21 protein-coding genes are annotated in these 20,890 nt (G+C 63.6%); 20 read left to right on the forward strand and 1 reads right to left on the reverse strand.

All coding sequences use genetic code 11. From position 1 onward, the window contains the following. Positions 1 to 66 precede the first annotated feature (66 nt). The 20 genes from ACLGL5_RS20870 (at position 67) to ACLGL5_RS20965 (ending at position 20,041) form a co-directional block, all read left to right on the forward strand. A complete protein-coding gene (locus ACLGL5_RS20870) occupies positions 67 to 1,110 on the forward strand; it encodes an enoyl-CoA hydratase/isomerase family protein (RefSeq protein ID WP_069091939.1) in 1,044 nt (347 codons plus the stop codon). Continuing rightward, a complete protein-coding gene (locus ACLGL5_RS20875) occupies positions 1,107 to 1,529 on the forward strand; it encodes a DUF6163 family protein (RefSeq protein ID WP_019857605.1) in 423 nt (140 codons plus the stop codon). The genes ACLGL5_RS20870 and ACLGL5_RS20875 overlap by 4 nt, the downstream gene beginning before the upstream one ends. A gap of 238 nt (positions 1,530 to 1,767) precedes the next feature. After that, a complete protein-coding gene (gene ldtR / locus ACLGL5_RS20880; protein ID WP_013896002.1) occupies positions 1,768 to 2,283 on the forward strand; it encodes a transcriptional regulator LdtR in 516 nt (171 codons plus the stop codon). Between the two features lie 290 nt (positions 2,284 to 2,573). Continuing rightward, positions 2,574 to 2,894 carry a hypothetical protein gene (locus ACLGL5_RS20885; RefSeq protein ID WP_196232817.1) on the forward strand — a complete coding sequence of 107 codons (321 nt, stop codon included), beginning with the start codon at positions 2,574 to 2,576 and terminating at the stop codon, positions 2,892 to 2,894. 342 nt (positions 2,895 to 3,236) lie between these two features. Beyond that, on the forward strand, positions 3,237 to 4,490 hold the full coding sequence (locus ACLGL5_RS20890) for a L,D-transpeptidase family protein (protein ID WP_494372758.1): 1,254 nt from the start codon (positions 3,237 to 3,239) through the stop codon (positions 4,488 to 4,490). A 207-nt stretch (positions 4,491 to 4,697) separates the two neighbouring features. Continuing rightward, complete coding sequence (locus ACLGL5_RS20895; protein ID WP_069091940.1) at positions 4,698 to 6,341, forward strand: Na+/H+ antiporter; 1,644 nt, start codon at positions 4,698 to 4,700, stop codon at positions 6,339 to 6,341. Between the two features lie 193 nt (positions 6,342 to 6,534). Continuing rightward, positions 6,535 to 7,848 carry a serine hydroxymethyltransferase gene (glyA, locus tag ACLGL5_RS20900; RefSeq protein ID WP_019857608.1) on the forward strand — a complete coding sequence of 438 codons (1,314 nt, stop codon included), beginning with the start codon at positions 6,535 to 6,537 and terminating at the stop codon, positions 7,846 to 7,848. Positions 7,849 to 7,944: 96 nt separating this feature from the next. Then, positions 7,945 to 8,523, forward strand: coding sequence for a hypothetical protein (locus ACLGL5_RS20905; RefSeq protein ID WP_171903327.1), 579 nt, complete (start codon positions 7,945 to 7,947; stop codon positions 8,521 to 8,523). Between the two features lie 26 nt (positions 8,524 to 8,549). After that, positions 8,550 to 8,879 carry a GlpM family protein gene (locus tag ACLGL5_RS20910; RefSeq protein WP_069091942.1) on the forward strand — a complete coding sequence of 110 codons (330 nt, stop codon included), beginning with the start codon at positions 8,550 to 8,552 and terminating at the stop codon, positions 8,877 to 8,879. A gap of 95 nt (positions 8,880 to 8,974) precedes the next feature. Beyond that, the gene (nrdR, locus tag ACLGL5_RS20915; RefSeq protein WP_019857611.1) at positions 8,975 to 9,454 is read left to right on the forward strand and encodes a transcriptional regulator NrdR; all 480 of its coding nucleotides are present in this window, start codon (positions 8,975 to 8,977) and stop codon (positions 9,452 to 9,454) included. A gap of 2 nt (positions 9,455 to 9,456) precedes the next feature. After that, positions 9,457 to 10,587 carry a bifunctional diaminohydroxyphosphoribosylaminopyrimidine deaminase/5-amino-6-(5-phosphoribosylamino)uracil reductase RibD gene (gene ribD, locus ACLGL5_RS20920; RefSeq protein ID WP_019857612.1) on the forward strand — a complete coding sequence of 377 codons (1,131 nt, stop codon included), beginning with the start codon at positions 9,457 to 9,459 and terminating at the stop codon, positions 10,585 to 10,587. Positions 10,588 to 10,713: 126 nt separating this feature from the next. Continuing rightward, positions 10,714 to 11,331: a riboflavin synthase gene (locus ACLGL5_RS20925; protein WP_019857614.1), complete on the forward strand. Its 618-nt coding sequence runs from the start codon at positions 10,714 to 10,716 to the stop codon at positions 11,329 to 11,331. A gap of 109 nt (positions 11,332 to 11,440) precedes the next feature. Beyond that, positions 11,441 to 11,935, forward strand: a complete 495-nt coding sequence (ribH, locus tag ACLGL5_RS20930) for a 6,7-dimethyl-8-ribityllumazine synthase (protein WP_069091943.1) — start codon at positions 11,441 to 11,443, stop codon at positions 11,933 to 11,935. Beyond that, positions 11,932 to 12,432, forward strand: coding sequence for a transcription antitermination factor NusB (gene nusB, locus ACLGL5_RS20935; RefSeq protein WP_019857616.1), 501 nt, complete (start codon positions 11,932 to 11,934; stop codon positions 12,430 to 12,432). Before ribH ends, nusB begins: the two co-directional genes overlap by 4 nt. Next, the gene (locus ACLGL5_RS20940) at positions 12,429 to 13,646 is read left to right on the forward strand and encodes an MFS transporter (RefSeq protein WP_019857617.1); all 1,218 of its coding nucleotides are present in this window, start codon (positions 12,429 to 12,431) and stop codon (positions 13,644 to 13,646) included. The genes nusB and ACLGL5_RS20940 overlap by 4 nt, the downstream gene beginning before the upstream one ends. Positions 13,647 to 13,826: 180 nt before the next feature. Continuing rightward, positions 13,827 to 14,738, forward strand: a complete 912-nt coding sequence (gene osmF, locus ACLGL5_RS20945; RefSeq protein WP_027046738.1) for a glycine betaine ABC transporter substrate-binding protein OsmF — start codon at positions 13,827 to 13,829, stop codon at positions 14,736 to 14,738. 55 nt (positions 14,739 to 14,793) lie between these two features. After that, a complete protein-coding gene (locus tag ACLGL5_RS20950; RefSeq protein ID WP_069091944.1) occupies positions 14,794 to 15,957 on the forward strand; it encodes an ABC transporter permease in 1,164 nt (387 codons plus the stop codon). After that, on the forward strand, positions 15,954 to 16,892 hold the full coding sequence (locus tag ACLGL5_RS20955) for an ABC transporter ATP-binding protein (RefSeq protein ID WP_064982550.1): 939 nt from the start codon (positions 15,954 to 15,956) through the stop codon (positions 16,890 to 16,892). The genes ACLGL5_RS20950 and ACLGL5_RS20955 overlap by 4 nt, the downstream gene beginning before the upstream one ends. Then, positions 16,889 to 17,638, forward strand: a complete 750-nt coding sequence (locus tag ACLGL5_RS20960; protein WP_019857621.1) for an ABC transporter permease — start codon at positions 16,889 to 16,891, stop codon at positions 17,636 to 17,638. The genes ACLGL5_RS20955 and ACLGL5_RS20960 overlap by 4 nt, the downstream gene beginning before the upstream one ends. Positions 17,639 to 17,899: 261 nt before the next feature. Continuing rightward, positions 17,900 to 20,041 carry a sodium-translocating pyrophosphatase gene (locus tag ACLGL5_RS20965; RefSeq protein WP_038646275.1) on the forward strand — a complete coding sequence of 714 codons (2,142 nt, stop codon included), beginning with the start codon at positions 17,900 to 17,902 and terminating at the stop codon, positions 20,039 to 20,041. A 237-nt stretch (positions 20,042 to 20,278) separates the two neighbouring features. On the opposite strand, the gene ACLGL5_RS20970 is transcribed toward ACLGL5_RS20965, so the two are convergent. Continuing rightward, complete coding sequence (locus tag ACLGL5_RS20970) at positions 20,279 to 20,794, reverse strand: outer membrane protein assembly factor BamE (protein WP_038646277.1); 516 nt, start codon at positions 20,792 to 20,794, stop codon at positions 20,279 to 20,281. Between the last annotated feature and the right edge of the window lie 96 nt (positions 20,795 to 20,890).

The following is a 20,890-nucleotide window of genomic DNA, read 5'->3' on the forward strand; positions in this document are numbered from 1 at the left end:
TGACGCACCCATGCGGCGCCTTTAGCACTTCAGTCCCGCAGGCGCGGGGGAGGGGATTCTCTGGCGATGGATTTTGATGGAGGCGACGAAATTCGCTTCGAGCGCTCGGGCAGGGCGGGTGTCGTCACGCTGACGCGGCCGCAGGCGCTCAATGCCGTCACCCATCGCATGGTCAGGGCGCTGGGCAAGGCCCTGCATGCCTGGGAGTGCGACGATGGCGTGGACGTCGTCCTGGTCAAGGCCGAGGGCAGGGCGTTTTCGGCCGGAGGCGACATCCTGCACATTTATGAAGCCGGCCGGGGTGGAAAGCCGCCGGTCGAGTTCTTCGCCGACGAGTATAGGCTCAACGCCCACATCAACAGCTTCAAGAAACCCTATGTGGCGCTCATCGACGGCATCGTCATGGGCGGCGGCGTCGGCATTTCCTTTCACGGCTCGCACCGGGTGATGACCGAGAATGCCCAGTTCGCCATGCCGGAGGTCGGCATCGGCTTTTTCCCGGATGTCGGCGCCAGTCATTTGCTGCCCGACCTTGGTGGCTCCTTCGGCATGTACCTGGCCCTGACCGGCAACCGCATCCGCTATGGCGATGCGCTGTGGTCGGGGCTGGCCACCCACACCATCAAGGCCGAGGACCAGGCCAGCTTTCTTGATCGGCTGGTGCTGACCGGCGATCCGGAATCGGTGCTGCGCGGTTTCTTCGTCCCGGCAAAGCGGGAGACCGACAGGGCGGCGCTGGAAGCGATCTCTCGCCATTTCGCTCAGCCGTCGCTGCAGGATGTCATCGACAGTCTTGACCGCGCGGCGGGCACCGACGAATTCGCGGCAAACACGCTGGCGACGATGCGCACGCGCTCGCCCACCAGCCTTCGCGTCGCCTGGCGGCAGATCAGCGCCGGGCAGACCTTGTCGATGGACGAGTGCATGAAGATGGAGTTCCGCATCCTCAACCGCATGGTTGCAGGCCACGATTTCTACGAAGGCATCCGCGCCGCCATTATCGACAAGGGGTCGAAGCCGCAATGGCGGCCGGCAACGCTCGACGCGGTCGGCGAGGCGGATGTCGAGGCCTATTTCGCCCCGCTCGGCGAACGGGAACTCCTGCTATGAGCGAGGTGACGTCGAGACGCGTCGTGCTGCAGCCCTCGACGGTCGAGGTGATCTTCGCCTGGTTCCAGCGCGTCATCGCCGGCTACTGCCTGCTGTTCGGCATCCTGTACTGGATCAAGCTGATCGGCTTCTATCCCGGACCGCTGTGGCGTTTCGACCTGATGCCGGTGCATTGGCAGGTGGCGGCGGTGATGCTCGCCGTTTTTTTCCCCTTTGCCGCGGCGGGGTTGTGGATGCTGGCCTCGTGGGGCCCGGTGATCTGGTTCATCTGCGCGGTCACCGAGACCGTCATGTATGCCGGTTTTCCCGAGCTTTTTGGCCATCGGCCGCTGATCGTCGTCTCGCATGCGGCGGTGGCGCTGCTCTACATCGTCTTTCGCGTCGTCATCTGGCTGCAGAAACGCCCCGTCCGGCACTAAGCCATTGAGGCCGTTGACGACATGGCAAACGACCGGATTGAGCCCTGCGATAAGTGCCTAAGCCTTTAGGTTAATTATCCTTACTCGGGTGACCGTTCGTTAAGCCTCTTCCGAAACCTCTTACCGGTAAGCTCTTGTTAGCCCTAGCGTTTAAGTCGAATTTTATGAGTATTCGATAGTGTCGCGATCAAGGTGAAAAACAAAAAATCACCAGGGCGACAAACGAGAGGCAAAGACAATGATCAATTCGCGTCCGGCGGCGAAGACCGCCAACGTTTCCGACGATCGCCGCGAGGCTATCCGTTCGCTGTACATGGAATCGCTGCAGCTGGTCGAGCGGCTGCACCGCCGTCTGCTTGATGTCATCAAGGACGAATTCGACCGCAACGGCCGTTCCGACATCAATGCCATCCAGGCGCTGCTGCTCTTCAACATCGGCAATTCCGAGCTGACCGCCGGCGAGTTGCGCTCGCGCGGCTACTATCTCGGCTCGAACGTCTCCTACAATCTGAAGAAGCTGGTCGATCTCGGCTTCATCAACCACCAGCGCTCGCGCATCGACCGTCGTTCGGTCCGCGTTTCGCTGACCCCGAAGGGCAATGAGGTGGCCGACGTCGTCGCCGGTCTCTACGAGCGCCATGTCGGCTCGATCGAGCAGGTCGGCGGCATCAACACGGACGAGTTCAAGCAGATGAACCGCGCCTTGCAGCGGCTCGACCGCTTCTGGAACGATACCATCGCCTACCGGATGTAAGCCATCCACGAACGGCAGCCGTGCCGCAGAAGCACGGCCCGAACAGCGACCTTCAGTCAGGGGCCGGTGCCGAAAGCACCGGCCCTTTTTCTGATCATGGACAGCCGGCCAGCAGTTGGCGTGGCCGTCGCTTGACCGATGCAGCACTTGGAGCCGTGAGCGGCGAGTTCCGCCGCGCACTTTGCTTTCGCCTCCACAATGCTAGTGTCGCCGTACAAGGGGGCATGATGGGTCGGAGCAGCTGTTGCAAAATCTGTTCGGTTGCCGCGGTGCTCTTGGCGGCACCGGCGATGGCTTTCGCGCAGGAATGGTGGAAAGATTCCTTCGCCATCGAAGGCAGCAGCCCCTGCGAGAACAATGATTCCAGGGTAACCTTCACCGACAAATCGGTGGACATGTGGGAAGTTGGGTGCACCCTCGACAGGGTCCAGAAGCTCAGGGGCCTGGACGCCGTCATCCTGGACATGACCTGCTCGGATGATGAGCAGAGTGTCGAGAAGCGACGCGCGCTGTTGCTCAAGCTCGATGACAACAAGATATTGCGGTATCCCGAGTACCAGGTGCTGCAACGGTGTTCGGAACTGGAAGCCAAGACCAACCCAGGGCCCTAGCCGTCTGCGCGGATGAAACGCCTCGGTTCCTGCCCTTGGCGCCCCGGCCCTGACAATGCGCGACAGGGCGGCTTCGATACCGAAAAACCACGCCCCTTTCATTTCGCCATGCCGGGCGGCGCAAATTGCGGGCCAAGGCCACGTTGCCGCCATATTCCAATGGGACCGAGGATGCCGGTGAAGCTGCGGTCAAGGCCATGTGTTCACCTGGAACCGGACGGTGCGTCACGCGTTTGTGGCCGAACCGATGCGGACATGGTTGGCTAATTGTTAAGATTGCCAACTTTAGAGTGCGGGCAAAATCGCCCCTGATCGAATGCTACAAGAATGTCTGGAACGTCCATGAGAACCAGCCGCCGCTTTTTCCTTTCCGGAGCCTCGTTGCTCGCCGCCACCATGGTGGCCGGCCGCGCGAGCGCGCAGGACGTGATCGGGGATATCCTGAAATCCTCGGCCCGCGGCAATTGGGACGACCAGTTCGATGCCCGCGCCAGCGAAGGCGGCAAGGTGGCCTCGACACTGCCGATCTTCAGCACGCAGACCGTTGCGTTTACCGAGCAGGCGGTCGCGCAGTATCAGAACATTGTCGGGCAGGGCGGCTGGGTAGAGGTTCCCGCGACCAAGAAACTGGAACTCGGCGTCGATGACCCGGATGTCGTCCCGCTGCGCAAGCGGCTCATCGTCTCTGGCGACCTGTCGCAGAGCGCCGGCATTTCGACCGCCTTCGATTCCTATGTCGACTCGGCCGTCAAGCGCTTCCAACTGCGCCATGGCTTGCCGGCTGACGGTTCCATGGGCAAATACACCTATGCGGCGATGAATGTTTCGGCGCAGGTCCGGCTTGGCCAGCTGCAGACCAATTTGCAGCGGCTGAAGGAGAAGGCCGGCACGCTCGGCAGCCGCTATGTGCTGGTCGACATTCCGGCCGCACAGATCGAAGCCGTCGAGAATGACCGTGTCGTGCTCCGCCACACCGCTATCGTCGGCAAGATCGATCGCCAGACGCCGATCGTCAATTCCAAGATCAACGAGATCATCGTCAACCCATACTGGAACGCGCCGGTCTCGATCGTGCGCAAGGACATCATTCCGCTGATGCGGAAGGATCCCAACTATCTGAAGAACAGCCATATCCGCCTGTTCGCGCCGGATGGCAGCGAAGTCGATCCGATGAATGTCGACTGGTCGACGGATGATGCGGCCAAGTACCGGTTCCGCCAGGATCCCGGTTCGGAAAACGCCATGGCGTCGGTCAAGATCAACTTCCCGAGCCCGGACGGCGTCTACATGCACGACACGCCGCAGCAGAGCCTGTTCGGCAAGATGATGCGCTTCAATTCCTCGGGCTGCGTGCGCGTCCAGAACGTGCGCGATCTCGTCACCTGGATCCTGCGCGACACGCCCGGCTGGGACCGTCAGCATTTCGAGGCGGCGATCAAGACCGGCCAGAACACGCCGATCCAGGTCACCAACCCGGTGCCGGTGCACTTCCTCTATCTCTCGGCCTGGTCGACCGGACCCGGCGTCGTCCAGTTCCGCGACGACGTCTACGCTTTGGACGGCGCCAGCGAACTGCAGATTACCTCTTCGCTCTAAAAGACTGATAATTCTGACGAAAGGCCGCCCGAATGGGCGGCCTTTTGTTTGCGGGATCGTTAGATCAGTTGCTGGTTGACCAGCCGCGCCACCGCCTTTTGATGCCGGCCATACGGTCTGCTGCCCCATCGGTCACTGCCGTCCCGGCGCTGTCTGGACGCGAGACCGGCGATTGCGCATGGTTCGTTAAACAGCCGGAATCGCGCCATGCAAGCCGCCATCTTCGTCCTCGTCGTGTTGGTCTTCGTCGCCGTTTCAGGCGCGCTGGTGCGGCTGGTGCGGGTGCCGCTGCCGGTCCTGCAGATCGCCATAGGTGCTGCCCTTGCCTGGCCGGTGCGCGGCATCCATGTCGAGATCGATCCGGAACTGTTCCTACTGGTGTTCATTCCGCCGCTGCTCTTCAGCGATGCTTTCGGCGCGCCCAAGCGCGAGCTGGTGGCACTGCGCGGGCCGATACTCGACCTTGCCATCGGCCTCGTCTTCTTCACCATTGTCGGTTTCGGCTATGCCTTGCACTGGCTCGTGCCGAGCATTCCGCTGGTCGTTGCCTTCGCGCTCGCGGCCGTGTTGTCGCCGACCGATGCGGTGGCCGTCTCCTCGATCGTCGACAGGAACGTCGTCCCGGCGCGGCTGATGCACATTCTGGAAGGCGAGTCCCTGCTCAACGATGCGTCGGGCCTGGTCATGTTCCGCTTTGCCGTCGCGGCGGCATTGACCGGCAGTTTTTCCTTTGCCGCCGCTTCGCTGAGTTTTGTCTACGCCGTGGCGGTCGGTATCCTCGCCGGCGTGGCGGCCTTGTTCGTCGCCGCCAAGGCGCTGCAACTGTTGAACCGCATAGGCGGCGTGCCGGCCGAGGCGCAGGTGCTGATCACCATTCTGCTGCCCTTCGTCGCCTATCTCGGCGCCGAGCATTTCGGGGCCTCGGGCATCCTGGCCGCGGTGACCGCCGGTCTCTTGACCGGGAGCACCGGGATATTCCGCTTTCTCGGCGTCTCGGCGCGCATGCAGACGATCTCGCTCTGGACAACGTTTTCCTTCGTCTTCAACGGCGCGCTGTTCATCGTGCTTGGCCTGCAGCTTCCCGAAATCATTCGCAAGGTGCCGCCCGAACTGTCCAGCCGCCATTGGCTTCTGGAGCCGGTCCTGACGGTTCTGCTGCTGACCCTTTGCCTGATCGCGCTCCGCTTCGTCTGGATCTGGATTGGCGACATCACAGCGGGTTTTGCGGCGCGGCTCGGCAAGCGGCAGGCCGAACCGTTCGGCCTGCGGGTGCGGCTCGCCGGATCGGTTGCGGGCGTGCGCGGCGCCATCACGCTGGCCGGCATATTGTCGCTGCCGCTGGCCCTCCAGGACGGTTCGCCATTCCCCGCGCGCGACCTGGTCATCTTCCTCGCCGCCGGCGTCATCATCTGTTCCTTGGTCATCGCCAGCCTGGCGTTGCCGGTGATCGCGCGCGGCCTGGTCGAGCCCGGCGAAGACGCCGGCGCCGCCGAGGAACGCATGGCGCGTGTCGGCGCGGCGAAGGCGGCGATCGCCCACCTCGAAAGCATCGCGCAGACCGATGAAGAGGAGGGCGATGTGCCAGGCCTCAAGCTCGCTGCCGCCAACGGCATTGTCGCTGCCTACCGGCGCCGCATCGCGGCGTCCGACGAGGCCGATGAGGCGCGCGCCGAGGTGCGCGAGGCGGGAAGGCTGGAGATCGATCTGAGGCTCGCCGGCATCGCCGCCGAGCGTGACGCCTTGCGCGCCATGCTTCGCCGCGGCGAGATCAACGACCACACAGCGCGGGCGCTGTTCACCGAGATCACCCTGACAGAAGCCCTTTTGAACGGCAGGCAGACACGGAAATAGCACCGGCGGTGCTCAGCGGCCGCGGATTTGCAGTCTCTGCCGCAAACCGGCCAGCAAATTTCGCGCCGCAAACGTGGCGGGTCGAAAACAACTGTGTTAATGGCGCGGCAATGCGTGTCGCCCAAAAGTGTGCAGCGGTTTTGGGGCAACGATAAGCATAAGCAAATTGCCCCGAACCGGAGGATTTCAGGCCATGGCAACAGCAGCGGCAGCGTCGAACAAATTCGAATCCTTCTTCGAAACCACGCTGGAAGACGCCGATCCGGAGATTTTCGGCGCCATCCGTAACGAGCTTGGCCGCCAGCGTCATGAGATCGAGCTGATCGCCTCGGAAAACATCGTTTCCCGTGCGGTGCTCGAGGCGCAGGGGTCGATCATGACCAACAAATACGCCGAGGGCTATCCGGGCAAGCGCTACTATGGCGGCTGCCAGTTCGTCGACGTGGCCGAGGAACTGGCCATCGAGCGGGCGAAGAAGCTGTTCGGCTGCAATTTCGCCAACGTCCAGCCGAACTCCGGCAGCCAGATGAACCAGGCGGTGTTCCTGGCGCTGCTGCAGCCCGGCGACACCTTCATGGGCCTCGACCTCAATTCCGGTGGCCATCTCACCCACGGCTCGCCGGTCAACATGAGCGGCAAGTGGTTCAAGGTTGTCTCCTACGGCGTGCGCAAGGAAGACCATCTGCTCGACATGGACGCGATCGAGAAGACCGCGCATGAGACCAAGCCGAAGCTGATCCTGGCTGGCGGCACCGCCTATTCGCGCATCTGGGACTGGAAGCGCTTTCGCGAGATCGCGGATGCGGTCGGCGCGTATCTGATGGTCGACATGGCGCATATTGCGGGCCTGGTCGCCGGCGGCGTGCATCCCTCGCCATTGCCGCACGCCCATGTGGTGACGACCACCACGCACAAGTCGCTGCGCGGCCCGCGCGGCGGCATGATCCTGTGCAACGACGAAGACATCGCCAAGAAGATGAACTCGGCGGTGTTCCCCGGCCTGCAGGGCGGCCCGCTGATGCATGTCATCGCCGCCAAGGCGGTGGCCTTCGGCGAGGCGTTGAAGCCGAGCTTCAAGGTCTATGCCGAGAGTGTGGCCGCCAACGCCAAGGCGCTGGCTTCGAGCCTCAAGGAGACGGGCCTCGACATCGTCTCCGGCGGCACCGACAACCATCTGATGCTGGTCGATTTGCGCCCCAAGAACGCCACCGGCAAGCGCGCCGAGGCAGCCCTTGGCCGCGCCAACATCACATGCAACAAGAACGGCATTCCCTTCGACCCGGAAAAGCCCTTCGTCACCTCGGGCGTGCGTCTCGGCACCCCGGCCGGCACCACGCGCGGCTTCGGCCAGGCCGAATTCCGCGAGATCGGCAAGCTGATCGCCGAAGTGCTGGATGGTCTCAAGGTCGCCAATTCGGACGAGGGCAATGCCGCGGTCGAGGCGGCGGTCAAGGCCAAGGTCGTGGCGCTGACCGATCGGTTTCCGCTCTATCCCTATCTCGGCTGACATCCTTATCGATTGACCAGGCGCGAAGCGTCATCTTTTATCCGCCGGCGGTGCGCCACCCCTGATCGGGTGGCGCATGGAACTGGAGAAACGATGATGCGCAATTTTCGTATCGCCTTGCTCGGCGCTGTGGGATGGCTGGCCGTCTGTGGACCTGCTTCGGCGCAGACACAGCCCGCTCCGGACATGCCTGTCACAAGCACCTTCGGCCGATGGACAACCATGGTCGATACACTCGATACCGGCCAGGATGCGCACAAGACCTGCGCGGCTTCGACGGCGTTCTACGATGCGAGCGGCAATTCGGGTACGCTGACCTTGTCGATCTCGACCGGCGATGCGCTGCCGCCTAATGCCTATCCGGCCATCATGCTCACCGTCGACAACAAGCAACTGCCGACCGGCAAGAAGATCGCTGCGACGTTCGGCGATCCCGGGGTCAAGGTTTCGGCAACGGTCTATTCCAACGATGCCGGCATCGGCCGTCCGAGCTGGACGGTCGACAATCAGGCCAAGACCAGTCTCGCGCTACTGCGAGCCATGCGTCAGGTCGTCTCGCTCGACGTGACTTTCGGCAAGCAGGCCTTCGCCAGCATCCCTATGGACGGCTTCACCAAGGCCTACCGCAACCTCGGGACGTCTTGCGGCTTCCCGACCAAGGACGTCGCGCCGTGACGGCCTGGTCGCGGTAGGGACCGCGGATGGACATCGTCTGGAAGGGTGTGGTCGGCGGGCTGGTGACGGCGCTGATCGTCTGGGCGTCCAAACGGGGCAATGTCCTGCCAGGTATCCTGCCGCTGGCGCCGACCTTTGCCGTCATTGCCTTGCTCGCCGTCGGCGCCAAAGGCGATCCGGGCGGTTTTCGCGATGCCTGCCTTGCCGGAATGAAGACAATTCCCACCTATCTTGCCTTCCTCGGCGCCTGCTGGTTGTTCATAGACAAGGTCGACTATCGCCTGGCTGTTGCCGGCGGCATCGCCGTCTGGCTGGTTGCCGCGCTGGCAATCTTCCTCGCGCCTCGCTATCTCTGATGCTGCAGTCCGTTGAAGAGACGCAACGGCTTCAATCCCGGTCGGAAAGGCTCTAAGCCTTTCGCCTCACCAGATTCGCGAACCCAAGGCTCTCCATGCGCTGTCCCTATTGCCAGTCCGAAGATACGCAGGTGAAGGACTCGCGCCCCGCCGAAGATGGCGCGGCGATCCGCAGGCGGCGTATCTGCCCCGATTGCGGTGGCCGGTTCACCACCTTCGAGCGCGTCCAGTTGCGCGATCTGGTCGTGGTCAAGAAGTCGGGCCGGAAAGTGCCGTTCGACCGCGACAAGCTGCTGCGCTCGGTCGAGATCGCGGTGCGCAAGCGCAATGTCGATCCCGAACGCATCGACCGCGCGGTGACCGGCATCGTGCGCCAGCTCGAAAGCTCCGGCGAGACGGAAGTGGCCTCCGGCGAGGTCGGCCGGCTGGTCATGGAGGCGCTCAAGTCGCTCGACGACGTTGCCTATGTGCGTTTTGCCTCGGTCTACCGCAATTTCCGCGAGGCCAAGGATTTCCATGAACTCCTGGGCGAGCTGAAGGGCGACGAAGACAAGAGTGAAGAGGACGCCGGCTGAGCATGGCAGCATCGCAACTGAGCGAGGCCGAACAAGCGGCCCTTGATCGTCGTTTCATGGCCGCCGCCTTGCGGCTTTCGCGCAGGAATGCTGGCCGCACCTCCACCAACCCTTCTGTCGGCACGCTGATCGTGCGCGATGACGGCGAGGGGCCGATGATCGTCGGTACCGGTGTCACCGCCATTGGCGGCCGGCCGCATGCCGAGACCGAGGCGTTGGCCGAGGCCGGCGAGCTCGCGCGTGGTGCCACCGCCTATGTCACGCTGGAACCTTGCGCCCATCACGGCCGCACGCCGCCTTGCGCCAATGCCCTGGTCAATGCCGGCATTGCGCGCGTCGTGGGGGCTGCCAGCGATCCGGATCCGCGTGTCTCCGGCAAGGGCTATGCCATCCTGCGCGCCGCCGGCATCGAGGTGGTGGAGAAGGTGCTGGCCACGGAAGCCGCCGAGCAGATGGCAGGCTATTTGATTCGATCTCTGCGAAAACGCCCGGAAGTGACGCTGAAGCTTGCGCTTTCGAGCGACGGCAAGATCGGCAGGAAAGGCGCCGGCCAGGTTGCGATCACCGGCGAGATCGCGCGTCGCGATGTCTATCTGATGCGCGCGGAGTCCGACGCCATCCTGATTGGCATAGGCACGGCGCTGGAAGACGATCCGGCGCTGACTGTGCGACTGCCGGGGCTGGAAAACCGTTCGCCGGCGCGCATCATCCTCGATCGCCAGATCCGGCTGCCGGAAGCCTCGAAGCTGGTTTCCGGTGTCGACCGCGTGCCGCTCTATGTCGCTGCGTGTCTTGAGGCCGATCCGCACCGTCGCGCTGCACTCGAACGCGCCGGCGTACGCTTCATCGGTACCGAAACCCATGACGGCGTCGTCGCCTTGCCGGAACTGCTCGAAGACTTGGCGGCGCTCGGCATGGCAAGCGTGCTGGTCGAGGGCGGCGCCCAGGTCGCCAAGGCATTCCTCGACGAAGATCTGGTCGACCGCATCGTGTTGTTCCAGGGGCCGGAGGCGATCGGCGAGGATGGCATTGCATCGCCGGTTGATGCAGACCATATCCCGGCAGGCTTCCGCAAACTGCGCGAGATGCGTTTTGGCGAGGACAGCTACGCCGAGTGGGTAAGGGACCTCTAGAGCCGGATGATTTCAGGTCTGTTCGACCTGAAATCCGAATCCGGCTCTAAATCAAAGAGATAGAGCATGATGTCGTCCGAAAACCGCTTCACACTTTTCGGCATCATGCTCTAGGGATCAGCATCGATGTTTACCGGAATTGTCACCGATATCGGCACCGTCGCGGCTATCAAGCCGCTCAGCGAAGGCGTCGGCTTGCGTATCGATACCGCCTATGACCCCGAAACCATCGCCATCGGCGCCTCGATTTCCTGCGGCGGCGTCTGCCTGACGGTCACGGCGCTGCCCGAACATGGCTCGAACGCGCGCTGGTTCGAGGTCGAAGCCTGGGAAGAGGCCTTGCGGCTGACCACGGCCTCGAGCTGGAAATCCGGCAGCAAGGTCAATCTCGAACGGGCGCTGAAGATCGGCGATGAGCTCGGCGGCCATATCGTGTCGGGCCATGTCGACGGCACCGCCGAGATCGTCGAGCGCAAGGACGAGGGCGACGCGGTGCGCTTCACGCTGGAGGCGCCGCGCCATCTGGCCAAATTCATCGCGCCAAAGGGCTCCGTCGCACTCGACGGCACGTCGCTCACCGTCAACAAGGTCGAGGGCACCCGCTTCGACGTGCTGTTGATCCACCACTCGCTGACCGTGACCACCTGGGGCGAGCGCAAGCTCGGCGACCGCGTCAATCTCGAGATCGACACCATGGCCCGCTACGCCGCGCGGCTGATCGAGGCGGCGAAAGAGGGGCTCTAGCAAGTCTGCCGAACCGGCCGGTCCAACGCGTCTGGCACCCTCCAGCAATCTTCTGCTTGCGATCAATCTGGCTTCGGCCTAAGTCACCGGCAACCCCCCGGAGACTTTTATGGCTGGTACATCCCAACACGGCAAAGCCTTCATTCGTCCGAAGGCGAAGGCGCATCTGCTGATTGTCGAAGCGCGCTTTCACGACGACCTTGCCGACGCGCTGCTCGACGGCGCGACGAGCGCGCTCGAGGAAGCGGGCGCGACTTACGACGTCGTCACCGTTCCAGGTTCGCTCGAAATTCCCGCAGTGATCACCTTCGCGCTGGATGGCGCGGCGGAAGGCGGCACAAATTACCATGGTTTTGTCGCGCTCGGCACGATCATCCGTGGCGACACCTATCACTTCGATATCGTCGCCAATGAATCCAGCCGCGCGCTGATGGACCTGTCCGTGCAGGACTCGGTCTGCGTCGGCAACGGCATCCTGACCACCGAGAACGATGCGCAGGCATGGACGCGGGCCAAGCGCTCGGAAGGCGACAAGGGCGGCTTTGCCGCGCGTGCGGCGCTGACCATGATCGCGCTCAAGGAACAATTGGGAGCGCGATCGTGAGCGAACCCGCTTCGCCCGGACAGCCCGCTGTGCGCCATGCCAACAAGCGTGGCGCGGCCCGTCTGGCCGCCGTGCAGGCGCTCTATCAGATGGATGTCGCCGGCAGCGGCGTCTTCGAGATCACCGCCGAATATGAGGCGTTCCGGCTTGGCAAGGAAGTCGACGGCGCGCTTTATCGCGAGGCGGACGCCCAATGGTTCCGCGCCATCCTGACCGGCGTCGTCGAGAACCAGAAAACCATCGATCCAGTCATCCGCCAGGCGCTGACCGATGATTGGCCGCTGTCTAGGCTCGATTCGACGCTGCGCGCCATTATGCGCGCTGGCGTCTATGAATTGATGAAGCGCGAAGACGTGCCGGTGGCGGTCATCGTTTCGGAATATGTCGACATAGCCAAGGCCTTCTACGAGGAAGACGAGCCGAAGCTGGTCAATGCCGTGCTCGACCGCGTGTCACGCCGGGTGCGCGGCGAGGGGCGCGGCAAGGACGCATCGTGACGGCTATCGCCATTGAGACGGGCAGGGAGGCGCGGCGCACCGCGCTGATTCTCGCCGCCTCACAGGCGATCATCGGCTCGGCGGCGCCCATCGCCATTTCGATGGGCGCGCTGGCCGGCCAATACCTGCTTGGTGCCGACAAATCGCTGGCGACGGCGCCGATCACCGGCTTCAATGTCGGTGTCGCTCTCGGCGCCTTACCCGCCGCGGCCATTATCCGCCAACTGGGCCAGCGGGGCGGCTTCATGACCGGGACTGTCGTCACCGCGCTTGGCGGCCTGATTGCCACGCTGGCGCTTTTCCACGGTAGTTTCTGGTTGTTCGCGTTCGCGTTGCTGGTGATCGGCATCGGTGGAGCCTTCGTCCAGCAATTCCGCTTCGCCGCCGCCGACAATGCGCCGCCGCAGTTCAAGGCGCGCGCCATCTCCTTTGTGCTGGCCGGCGGCATTATCACCGCCATCCTCGGGCCACAGATCGTCATCTTTACCCGGGAACTGTTCGCACCGGTGATGTTTGCCGGATCGTTCGCCTCCATCCTGCCGCTGGCAGCCGTGGGCGCGATTATCCTGTCGTTTCTGCGCCTGCCGGCGAAGGCGGCGAGCAAGGTTGACGTTTCCGGCGGCGATGCCAGGCCCCTGTCCGAAATCGTCACCAAGCCGCGCTTCGTCGCCGCACTGTTCTGCGCCGTCGGCAGTTATGCGCTGATGAGCTTCGTCATGACCGGCGCGCCGCTGGCCATGGTCGGCTGCGGCCTGTCGGAGGACGATGCGACGCTTGGCATTTCCTGGCACGTCATGGCGATGTTCGCGCCGAGCTTCTTCACCGGCTCGCTGATCCATCGCTTCGGCGCCGAGCGCATCGTCGCCATCGGCCTGATCCTGCTCATCGGCTGTGCTGCCGTTGCCTTGTCGGGCCTGGCGCTGTGGCAATTCTGGACGTCGCTGATCCTGCTCGGCCTTGGCTGGAATTTCGGCTTCATCGGCGCCACCGCCATGGTCGCGGCCAGCTACAGGCCGTCGGAAAAGGGCAAGGTGCAGGGGTTCCACGACTTCGTCCTGTTCGGCTCCGTCGCCTGCGCGTCGCTGCTGTCGGGCATGGTCTACAACGCCTGGGGTTGGGAGATGCTGAACTGGATGATCTTTCCGGTCACAGTTCTGTGCTTCGTGGCCCTCGGCGCGCTCAAGTTGACGGCCCCGCGCAACGCGCGCACCTGATCCCTGAACTGCTGTCGAGCTGACATGATGCTGTCAGGATTGCTTCGGTTGAATTTGCCGATCTGAAACAAAATTATTGCGTCTGTGCCTATTGTTATGAAACCGTGTGCCCCGACTGGCCGTTGAAGCCATGCTCATATGCGGCCGCCGCATTCCGGTTCACAGCAAAGGGTTTTCACAATGTTTTCAGTCAAGGGTTTCGCCGGCGCGGCATTGGCGCTGGCCATCACGGCAACTTCCGCCAGTGCTCAGGTGGTCGTCTCTTCGAAGATCGATACCGAGGGTGGCGTGCTCGGCAACATCATCCAGCTCGTTCTCAACGCCAACAACATCAAGACATCGGACCGCATTCAGCTCGGCGGCACGCCGGTGGTGCGCAAGGCGATCACCGCCGGCGAGATCGACATCTATCCCGAATACACCGGCAACGCCGCCTTCTTCTTCGAGAAGGCCGATGACCCGGTCTGGAAGGACGCCGCCAAGGCCTATGAGACGGCCAAGAAGCTCGACTACGACGCCAACAAAATCGTCTGGCTGTCGCCGGCGCCGGCCAACAACACCTGGGCGATCGCCCTGCGCAAGGAAGTGACGGACCAGAACAAGCTCGTCACGCTTTCGGACTTCGGCAAATACGTCGCCGGCGGCGGCAAGGTGGTGCTCGCGGCTTCCGCCGAGTTCGTCAATTCGGCGGCCGCCCTTCCGGCCTTCCAGACCACCTACGGCTTCACGCTGAAGCCGGACCAGCTGATCACGCTTTCGGGCGGTGACACGGCGGCGACCATCGCCGCGGCCGCCAACCAGACCAGTGGCGCCAACGCCGCCATGGTCTACGGCACCGATGGCGGCATCGCGCCATCCGGCCTTGTCGTGCTTGAGGACGACAAGGGCGTTCAGCCGGTCTACCAGCCGGCGCCGATCATCCGTGAATCCGTACTCAAGCAACATCCCGAGATCGAGACGCTGCTGAAGCCGGTCTTCGCCAAGCTCGACCTGGTCACGCTACAGGAGCTAAACGGCCGTGTGCAGGTTGGCGGCGAACCGGTCAAGGGCGTCGCCGAGGACTTCCTGAAGAAAAACGGCTTTCTGAAGTAGGACGATTCCGGCGCGCCGCTCGCGCGGCGCGCCGGAACGACCGACGGGGAAGGGCGTGAAGATCCGTTTCGACAAGCTCGGCGTGGTCATTGCCGCGATCGCGGCCTATGCGGCGTTCCTCGCTCCCTTCGCCACGTTCCGCGCCAATCGGATCGCTCCGGGCCAGGCGCGCTCGATTCTCGAGGCGCTGCCAGCAACCGCCGGGCCATTGCTGATGGCTATCGTGATCGTCGCGGCGCTCATGGCGCTCTTCAGGACACCGCTTATGCTGCGCCTTGCGGCCAGTGTCGTGGCGCTTGCCGCGCTCGCGCTGCTCGTCGGAGTTGCCGGCACATTCTTGACGCCGGCCGGCAACACCTTTGCCAGGGTATCGCCGGCCTCCGGTTTCTGGGTACTCATCTTCGCCTTCACGCTTTTGCTGGCGGACGTGCTGACGCGCCTGAACTTGTCGCCTTGGGCCCGCGTCGCTGTACTGGTCGCCGCCGCCGTGGCCATCGGGCTGCTGCTAGTGTCGGGAGCCTGGAACGACCTTTCCATCCTGAAGGAATACGCCAACCGCGCCGACAGTTTCTGGGCCGAAGGTTCCAAGCATGTGACGCTGGCGCTTGGCTCGCTGCTTGCGGCGGTCGTCGTCGGCCTACCGCTCGGCATACTCTGTCATCGTGTCGAAAGGCTGCGGGCCGGAGTGCTCAACGTGCTCAACATCATCCAGACCATTCCTTCGATCGCGCTGTTTGGCCTGCTGATCGCGCCGCTCGGCTGGATCGCCACGCATGTGCCTGGAGCGGCCGCGCTCGGCATTCGTGGCATCGGCACCGCGCCGGCCTTCGTCGCCCTGTTCCTCTATTCGCTGCTGCCGGTTGTGGCCAACACCGTGGTCGGCCTCGCTGGCGTGCCGCGCGCCGCCAACGACGCGGCGCGCGGCATGGGCATGACCGACCGCCAGCGCCTGTTCGGCGTCGAATTCCCGCTGGCCTTTCCGGTGATCCTCACCGGCATCCGCATCGTGCTGGTGCAGAACATCGGCCTCGCCACCATCGCAGCGCTGATCGGTGGCGGCGGCTTTGGCGTCTTCGTCTTCCAGGGCGTTGGCCAGACCGGGATGGACCTGGTGCTGCTCGGCGCGGTGCCGACCGTGGCGCTCGCCTTCGCCGCCGCCATCATCCTCGACGCAGTGATCGAAATGACCGCCACCAAGCGCAGGGTTGAAACGGCATGATCGAGATCGAAGGCATCACCAAGCGCTATGACACGACCACCGTCGTCGACGACGTCTCGATGGTCATCGAACCACGTACCATCGCCGTCATTGTCGGCACCTCGGGCTCGGGCAAGACGACGCTGCTGCGCATGATCAACCGGCTGGTCGAACCGACCGCTGGCATTATCAAGCTCGACGGCGCCGACAATCGTTCGGTGCCGGGCTACGAACTGCGCCGAAGCATCGGCTATGCAATCCAAGGCCACGGCCTGTTTCCACATCGCACCGTGGCGCAGAATATAGCCACCGTGCCGGTCCTGCTTGGCTGGGAAAAGAATCGCATCAGGGCGCGCGTCGATGAGCTGATGACACTCTATCAGCTCGACCCCCAGGAATTCGGACCGCGCTACCCGCACGAACTGTCCGGTGGCCAGCAGCAGCGGGTCGGCGTGGCCCGCGCGCTCGCCGCCGAACCCAACGTGCTGTTGATGGACGAGCCGTTCGGCGCGCTCGATCCGATCATCCGCACCAAGGCGCAGGAGGATCTGTTGGCGATCCAGAAGCGCTTCGGCACCACCATCATCCTCGTCACCCACGACATGGAAGAGGCCGTGCATATGGGCGACAAGATCGCCGTCATGGATGCCGGCAAGCTCGTGCAATACGCCAAACCCGCCGAGATCCTGGCAAACCCGGCCAGCAGCTTCGTCGAGACCCTGGTCGGCGCCAGCGAAAGGCCATTCAGGCTGCTGTCGCTCGGACGGGTGCGTGACGCGGTGGAAAACGGCGCCGCCGAGGGCGAAGCCATCCCCGGCGATGCCAGCCAGCGCGATGCGCTGGCTGAACTCCTATGGACAGGCCGGCCGGCGCTGCCGGTCAAAGGCGCCGACGGCAAGCCGCTGGGCCGCGTTACGGTGGATGGGCTGGTCAAGCGGGCGGCGAGGCCGGCATGAAAGCCTGGCTGCCTTTGCTGCTCAGGCTTGCGCTGGTGGTGTTGCTTGTGGCGTTCGTCACCAGTCCGGGCTGGTTTGAGCCGATGCTCAAGCCGCTGACCGAGAACAACGCGCCGGTGATCTACAATCAGGGCAGCCTGCTGACGCTGACGCTGCTGCATTTGCGCACGGTGCTGATCGCCACCGTCGCCGCGACCATCGTTGCGGTGGCTCTGGCCATCCTTGTCACCAGGCCGGCGGGCGCCGAATTCCTGCCGCTGTCGCGCAGCCTGGTCAATATCGGCCAGACTTTCCCACCGGTGGCGGTCCTGGCGCTCGCCGTGCCGGCTGTCGGCTTCGGCGAGAAGCCGACTTTGATCGCGCTGTTTCTCTATGGCCTGCTGCCGATCTTCGAGAATGCTCTGACCGGGCTGACGACGCTGCCGGCCAATGTCGTCGAGGCGGCGCGCGGCTCGGGCATGACCGGCTGGCAAAGGCTCACCAAGGTCGAGCTGCCGCTCAGCGCGCCGATCATCCTGGGCGGCATCAGGCTCTCGGTGGTGATCAGCCTGGCCACCGCCACCATAGGCTCGACGGTTGCCGCCAAGACGCTGGGCGAGGTGATCATCGCTGGCCTTCTGTCCAACAATCTTGCTTTCATCCTGCAGGGCGGCCTGATCGTGGCGGCCCTTGCCGTGCTGATCTATGACGGATTGTCGGCGATCGAGCGCTATGCGGCGCGGCGCATGGGACGTGAGGCGGAGTAGTCCTTCGGGATGCTGACGGCCTGTCGGCACGATCCTTTGGGTCATTTCAATCGATCTAAATGAGGACCGCGCCAGGCAGGGTCGTCGCGACTTTTGTCTTTTGGGCGAAAGCCGGGCAAAAACTGAACAATATCTTGACGTTCGCGGCACTGTTTCGCATACACCGATGCGAAGAGGCGGATTCCGTTCGCGGGATTCCATCTTTGTCTCATCGGCCCAGGGAGGGGTTCATTTGGGCCAACAATCGAGGAAAAATCGGCAATGACCATTATTTCCGCCGTCATCGCCTGCGGCTTGCTTTCTGTCCTATACGCTATCTGGGCGACACGTTCGGTCCTTGCGTCCGACCAGGGCAACGCACGCATGCAGGAAATCTCCGCCGCCATCCGCGAAGGCGCGCAAGCCTATCTGGCGCGCCAGTACACCACCATCGCCATCGTTGGCGTGGTCGTGCTCTTGCTCGCCTGGTGGCTGCTTTCGATCACCGCCGCGATCGGCTTCCTGATCGGCGCCGTCCTGTCGGGCGCTGCCGGCTTCATCGGCATGCATGTTTCGGTGCGTGCCAACGTGCGCACCGCACAGGCGGCCTCCAACAGTCTGGCCGCCGGTCTCGACATCGCCTTCAAGTCGGGGGCCATCACCGGCATGCTGGTGGCGGGCCTGGCGCTGCTCGGCGTCTCGATCTACTACCTCATCCTGACTCATTTCATGGGCCTGCAGCCCAATGACCGCATCGTCATTGACTCGCTTGTCTCGCTCGGCTTCGGCGCCTCGCTGATCTCCATCTTCGCCCGTCTCGGCGGCGGCATCTTCACTAAGGGCGCCGATGTCGGCGGCGATCTCGTCGGCAAGGTCGAAGCCGGCATTCCCGAGGACGATCCGCGCAATCCGGCCACCATCGCCGACAATGTCGGCGACAATGTCGGCGACTGCGCCGGCATGGCCGCCGACCTGTTCGAAACCTATGCGGTGACGGTCGTTGCCACCATGGTTCTCGGCGCCATCTTCTTCGGCGGCACCGCCATTCTCGGCGCCGCGATGCTCTATCCGCTCGCCATATGCGGCGCCTGCATCCTGACCTCGATCGTCGGCACCTTCTTCGTCAAGCTCGGGGCCAACGGTTCGATCATGGGCGCGCTCTACAAGGGCCTGATCGTGACCGGCCTGTTGTCGATCGTCGGCCTCGGCGTCGCCACCTCGGTATGCCTTGGCTGGGGCGAGATCGGCACGGTCGCCGGCATGGTCATCACCGGCAAGAACCTTTTCATCTGCGGCCTGATCGGGCTTGCGGTGACGGGTTTGATCGTGGTGATCACTGAATACTACACCGGCACCAACAAGCGCCCGGTCAACTCGATTGCCCAGGCGTCGGTCACCGGCCACGGCACCAACGTCATCCAGGGCCTCGCGGTCTCGCTGGAATCGACGGCGCTGCCGGCCATCGTCATCGTCGGCGGCATCATCTCGACCTACCAGCTCGCCGGCCTCTACGGCACGGCGATCGCCGTCACCACCATGCTCGGCCTCGCCGGCATGATCGTTGCGCTCGACGCTTTCGGCCCGGTCACCGACAATGCCGGCGGCATTGCCGAAATGGCCGGTCTGCCCAAGGAAGTGCGCCACTCCACCGACGCGCTCGACGCTGTCGGCAACACCACGAAGGCCGTGACCAAGGGCTATGCCATCGGCTCGGCCGGCCTCGGCGCATTGGTGCTGTTCGCCGCCTACTCGAACGACCTGAAGTTCTTTGCCGCCAACGGCGACAAATATCCCTACTTCCAGGGCATGGGCGAGATTTCCTTCGATCTCTCCAACCCTTACGTTGTCGCCGGCCTGATCTTCGGCGGCCTGATCCCCTATCTGTTCGGCGGCATCGCCATGACGGCCGTCGGCCGCGCGGCGGGCGCCATCGTCGAGGAGGTGCGCAAGCAGTTCCGCGAGGATCCCGGCATCATGGCCGGCACCTCCAAGCCGAACTACGCACGAGCCGTCGACCTTCTGACCAAGGCGGCGATCCGGGAAATGATCATCCCGTCGCTGCTCCCGGTGCTGGCGCCGCTCGTCGTCTATTTCGGCGTGCTCTTGATCTCGGGGTCGAAGGCCTCGGCCTTTGCCGCCCTCGGCGCCTCGCTGCTCGGCGTCATCGTCAACGGCCTGTTCGTCGCCATCTCGATGACTTCGGGCGGTGGCGCCTGGGACAACGCGAAAAAGTCGTTCGAGGACGGCTTTGTCGACAAGGACGGCGTCAAGCATCTCAAGGGTTCCGAAGCGCACAAGGCTTCGGTGACCGGCGATACGGTCGGTGACCCCTACAAGGACACCGCCGGCCCCGCGGTCAACCCGGCGATCAAGATCACCAACATCGTCGCGCTCCTGCTTCTGGCCGTGCTCGCGCACGGCTGAACGGAGCCTGGCCGTTAGATAAAACCCGCGGGGAGCGATCCCCGCGGGTTTTTGTTTGGCCCGGATCAGGCCCGTTGCTCACTTCAAACCCCAAGACCCGCTGGTTTTTGACGCCGGCTTGCACCGTGCTGGCCGTCCTGGCTCACCTTGGCCAAACAAAAACCCGTGAGATCGCTCCCACGGGCTTTTGGTCGCCTGAGATGTTGCTGCCTTCCCGAGGGAAGCAGGATCTGATGATCAGGGAGTGCCGCCGCCGGGGATGCCGGGCGCCAGCTTGCTGGCGCCGTTGATGATCTGGCTGAGGAAGTTCTGGTCCTTGCCGCCAGTCGGCGTGGTGCGCGAGATGAAGTCGAAGATCTTGCCATCCTTCATGCCGTAATTGGCGATCTGGGTGACGCGGCCATCCGCGCCGAAATAGACCGCCAGAACTTTCTGGTCGACGAGCCTAGGCTTATCGAAGGCGACATAGCGCTTGCGCGTCTGCGAAATGTAATAAAAGGCCTCGTTGTCGAAAGTCGCCGTGGTCGACGGCGTGCCAAGCGCCAGAAGCACCTGCTCACGGCTGGAACCGACGGGCACCGAATCGACGGCCTGCTGATCGTAGACGTAACCTTGCGTGAACGTTTCGCTCGGATTGAGGTCGCCGATCATCTTGTTGGCGTGACACGCCGAAAGCGCCGAAACGACGAGCAGCAGCGAGATTGCGCCGGCAGGCCTGGACGAGAAGGTCGACTTGAAATTCAGCGCGCGCAACAACAATTCTCCATTATATCGCCGCAACTTGCGCTGGGCCGCAAAACCGGTAAACCAGCTTGCCTGCCGATGCAACAAGGCCAATTCAACAAACGG

It is taken from the genome of Mesorhizobium sp. U510, from assembly GCF_059180695.1.

Excerpts from the sequence above, each read along its gene's own strand:
- ACLGL5_RS20870 (WP_069091939.1), top strand. The coding sequence starts at position 67 with ATGGATTTTGATGGAGGCGACGAAATTCGCTTCGAGCGCTCGGGCAGG.
- ACLGL5_RS20875 (WP_019857605.1), top strand. The coding sequence starts at position 1,107 with ATGAGCGAGGTGACGTCGAGACGCGTCGTGCTGCAGCCCTCGACGGTC.
- ldtR (WP_013896002.1), top strand. The coding sequence starts at position 1,768 with ATGATCAATTCGCGTCCGGCGGCGAAGACCGCCAACGTTTCCGACGAT.
- ACLGL5_RS20885 (WP_196232817.1), top strand. The coding sequence starts at position 2,574 with ATGGCTTTCGCGCAGGAATGGTGGAAAGATTCCTTCGCCATCGAAGGC.
- ACLGL5_RS20890 (WP_494372758.1), top strand. The coding sequence starts at position 3,237 with ATGAGAACCAGCCGCCGCTTTTTCCTTTCCGGAGCCTCGTTGCTCGCC.
- ACLGL5_RS20895 (WP_069091940.1), top strand. The coding sequence starts at position 4,698 with ATGCAAGCCGCCATCTTCGTCCTCGTCGTGTTGGTCTTCGTCGCCGTT.
- glyA (WP_019857608.1), top strand. The coding sequence starts at position 6,535 with ATGGCAACAGCAGCGGCAGCGTCGAACAAATTCGAATCCTTCTTCGAA.
- ACLGL5_RS20905 (WP_171903327.1), top strand. The coding sequence starts at position 7,945 with ATGCGCAATTTTCGTATCGCCTTGCTCGGCGCTGTGGGATGGCTGGCC.
- ACLGL5_RS20910 (WP_069091942.1), top strand. The coding sequence starts at position 8,550 with ATGGACATCGTCTGGAAGGGTGTGGTCGGCGGGCTGGTGACGGCGCTG.
- nrdR (WP_019857611.1), top strand. The coding sequence starts at position 8,975 with ATGCGCTGTCCCTATTGCCAGTCCGAAGATACGCAGGTGAAGGACTCG.
- ribD (WP_019857612.1), top strand. The coding sequence starts at position 9,457 with ATGGCAGCATCGCAACTGAGCGAGGCCGAACAAGCGGCCCTTGATCGT.
- ACLGL5_RS20925 (WP_019857614.1), top strand. The coding sequence starts at position 10,714 with ATGTTTACCGGAATTGTCACCGATATCGGCACCGTCGCGGCTATCAAG.
- ribH (WP_069091943.1), top strand. The coding sequence starts at position 11,441 with ATGGCTGGTACATCCCAACACGGCAAAGCCTTCATTCGTCCGAAGGCG.
- osmF (WP_027046738.1), top strand. The coding sequence starts at position 13,827 with ATGTTTTCAGTCAAGGGTTTCGCCGGCGCGGCATTGGCGCTGGCCATC.
- ACLGL5_RS20955 (WP_064982550.1), top strand. The coding sequence starts at position 15,954 with ATGATCGAGATCGAAGGCATCACCAAGCGCTATGACACGACCACCGTC.
- ACLGL5_RS20960 (WP_019857621.1), top strand. The coding sequence starts at position 16,889 with ATGAAAGCCTGGCTGCCTTTGCTGCTCAGGCTTGCGCTGGTGGTGTTG.
- ACLGL5_RS20965 (WP_038646275.1), top strand. The coding sequence starts at position 17,900 with ATGACCATTATTTCCGCCGTCATCGCCTGCGGCTTGCTTTCTGTCCTA.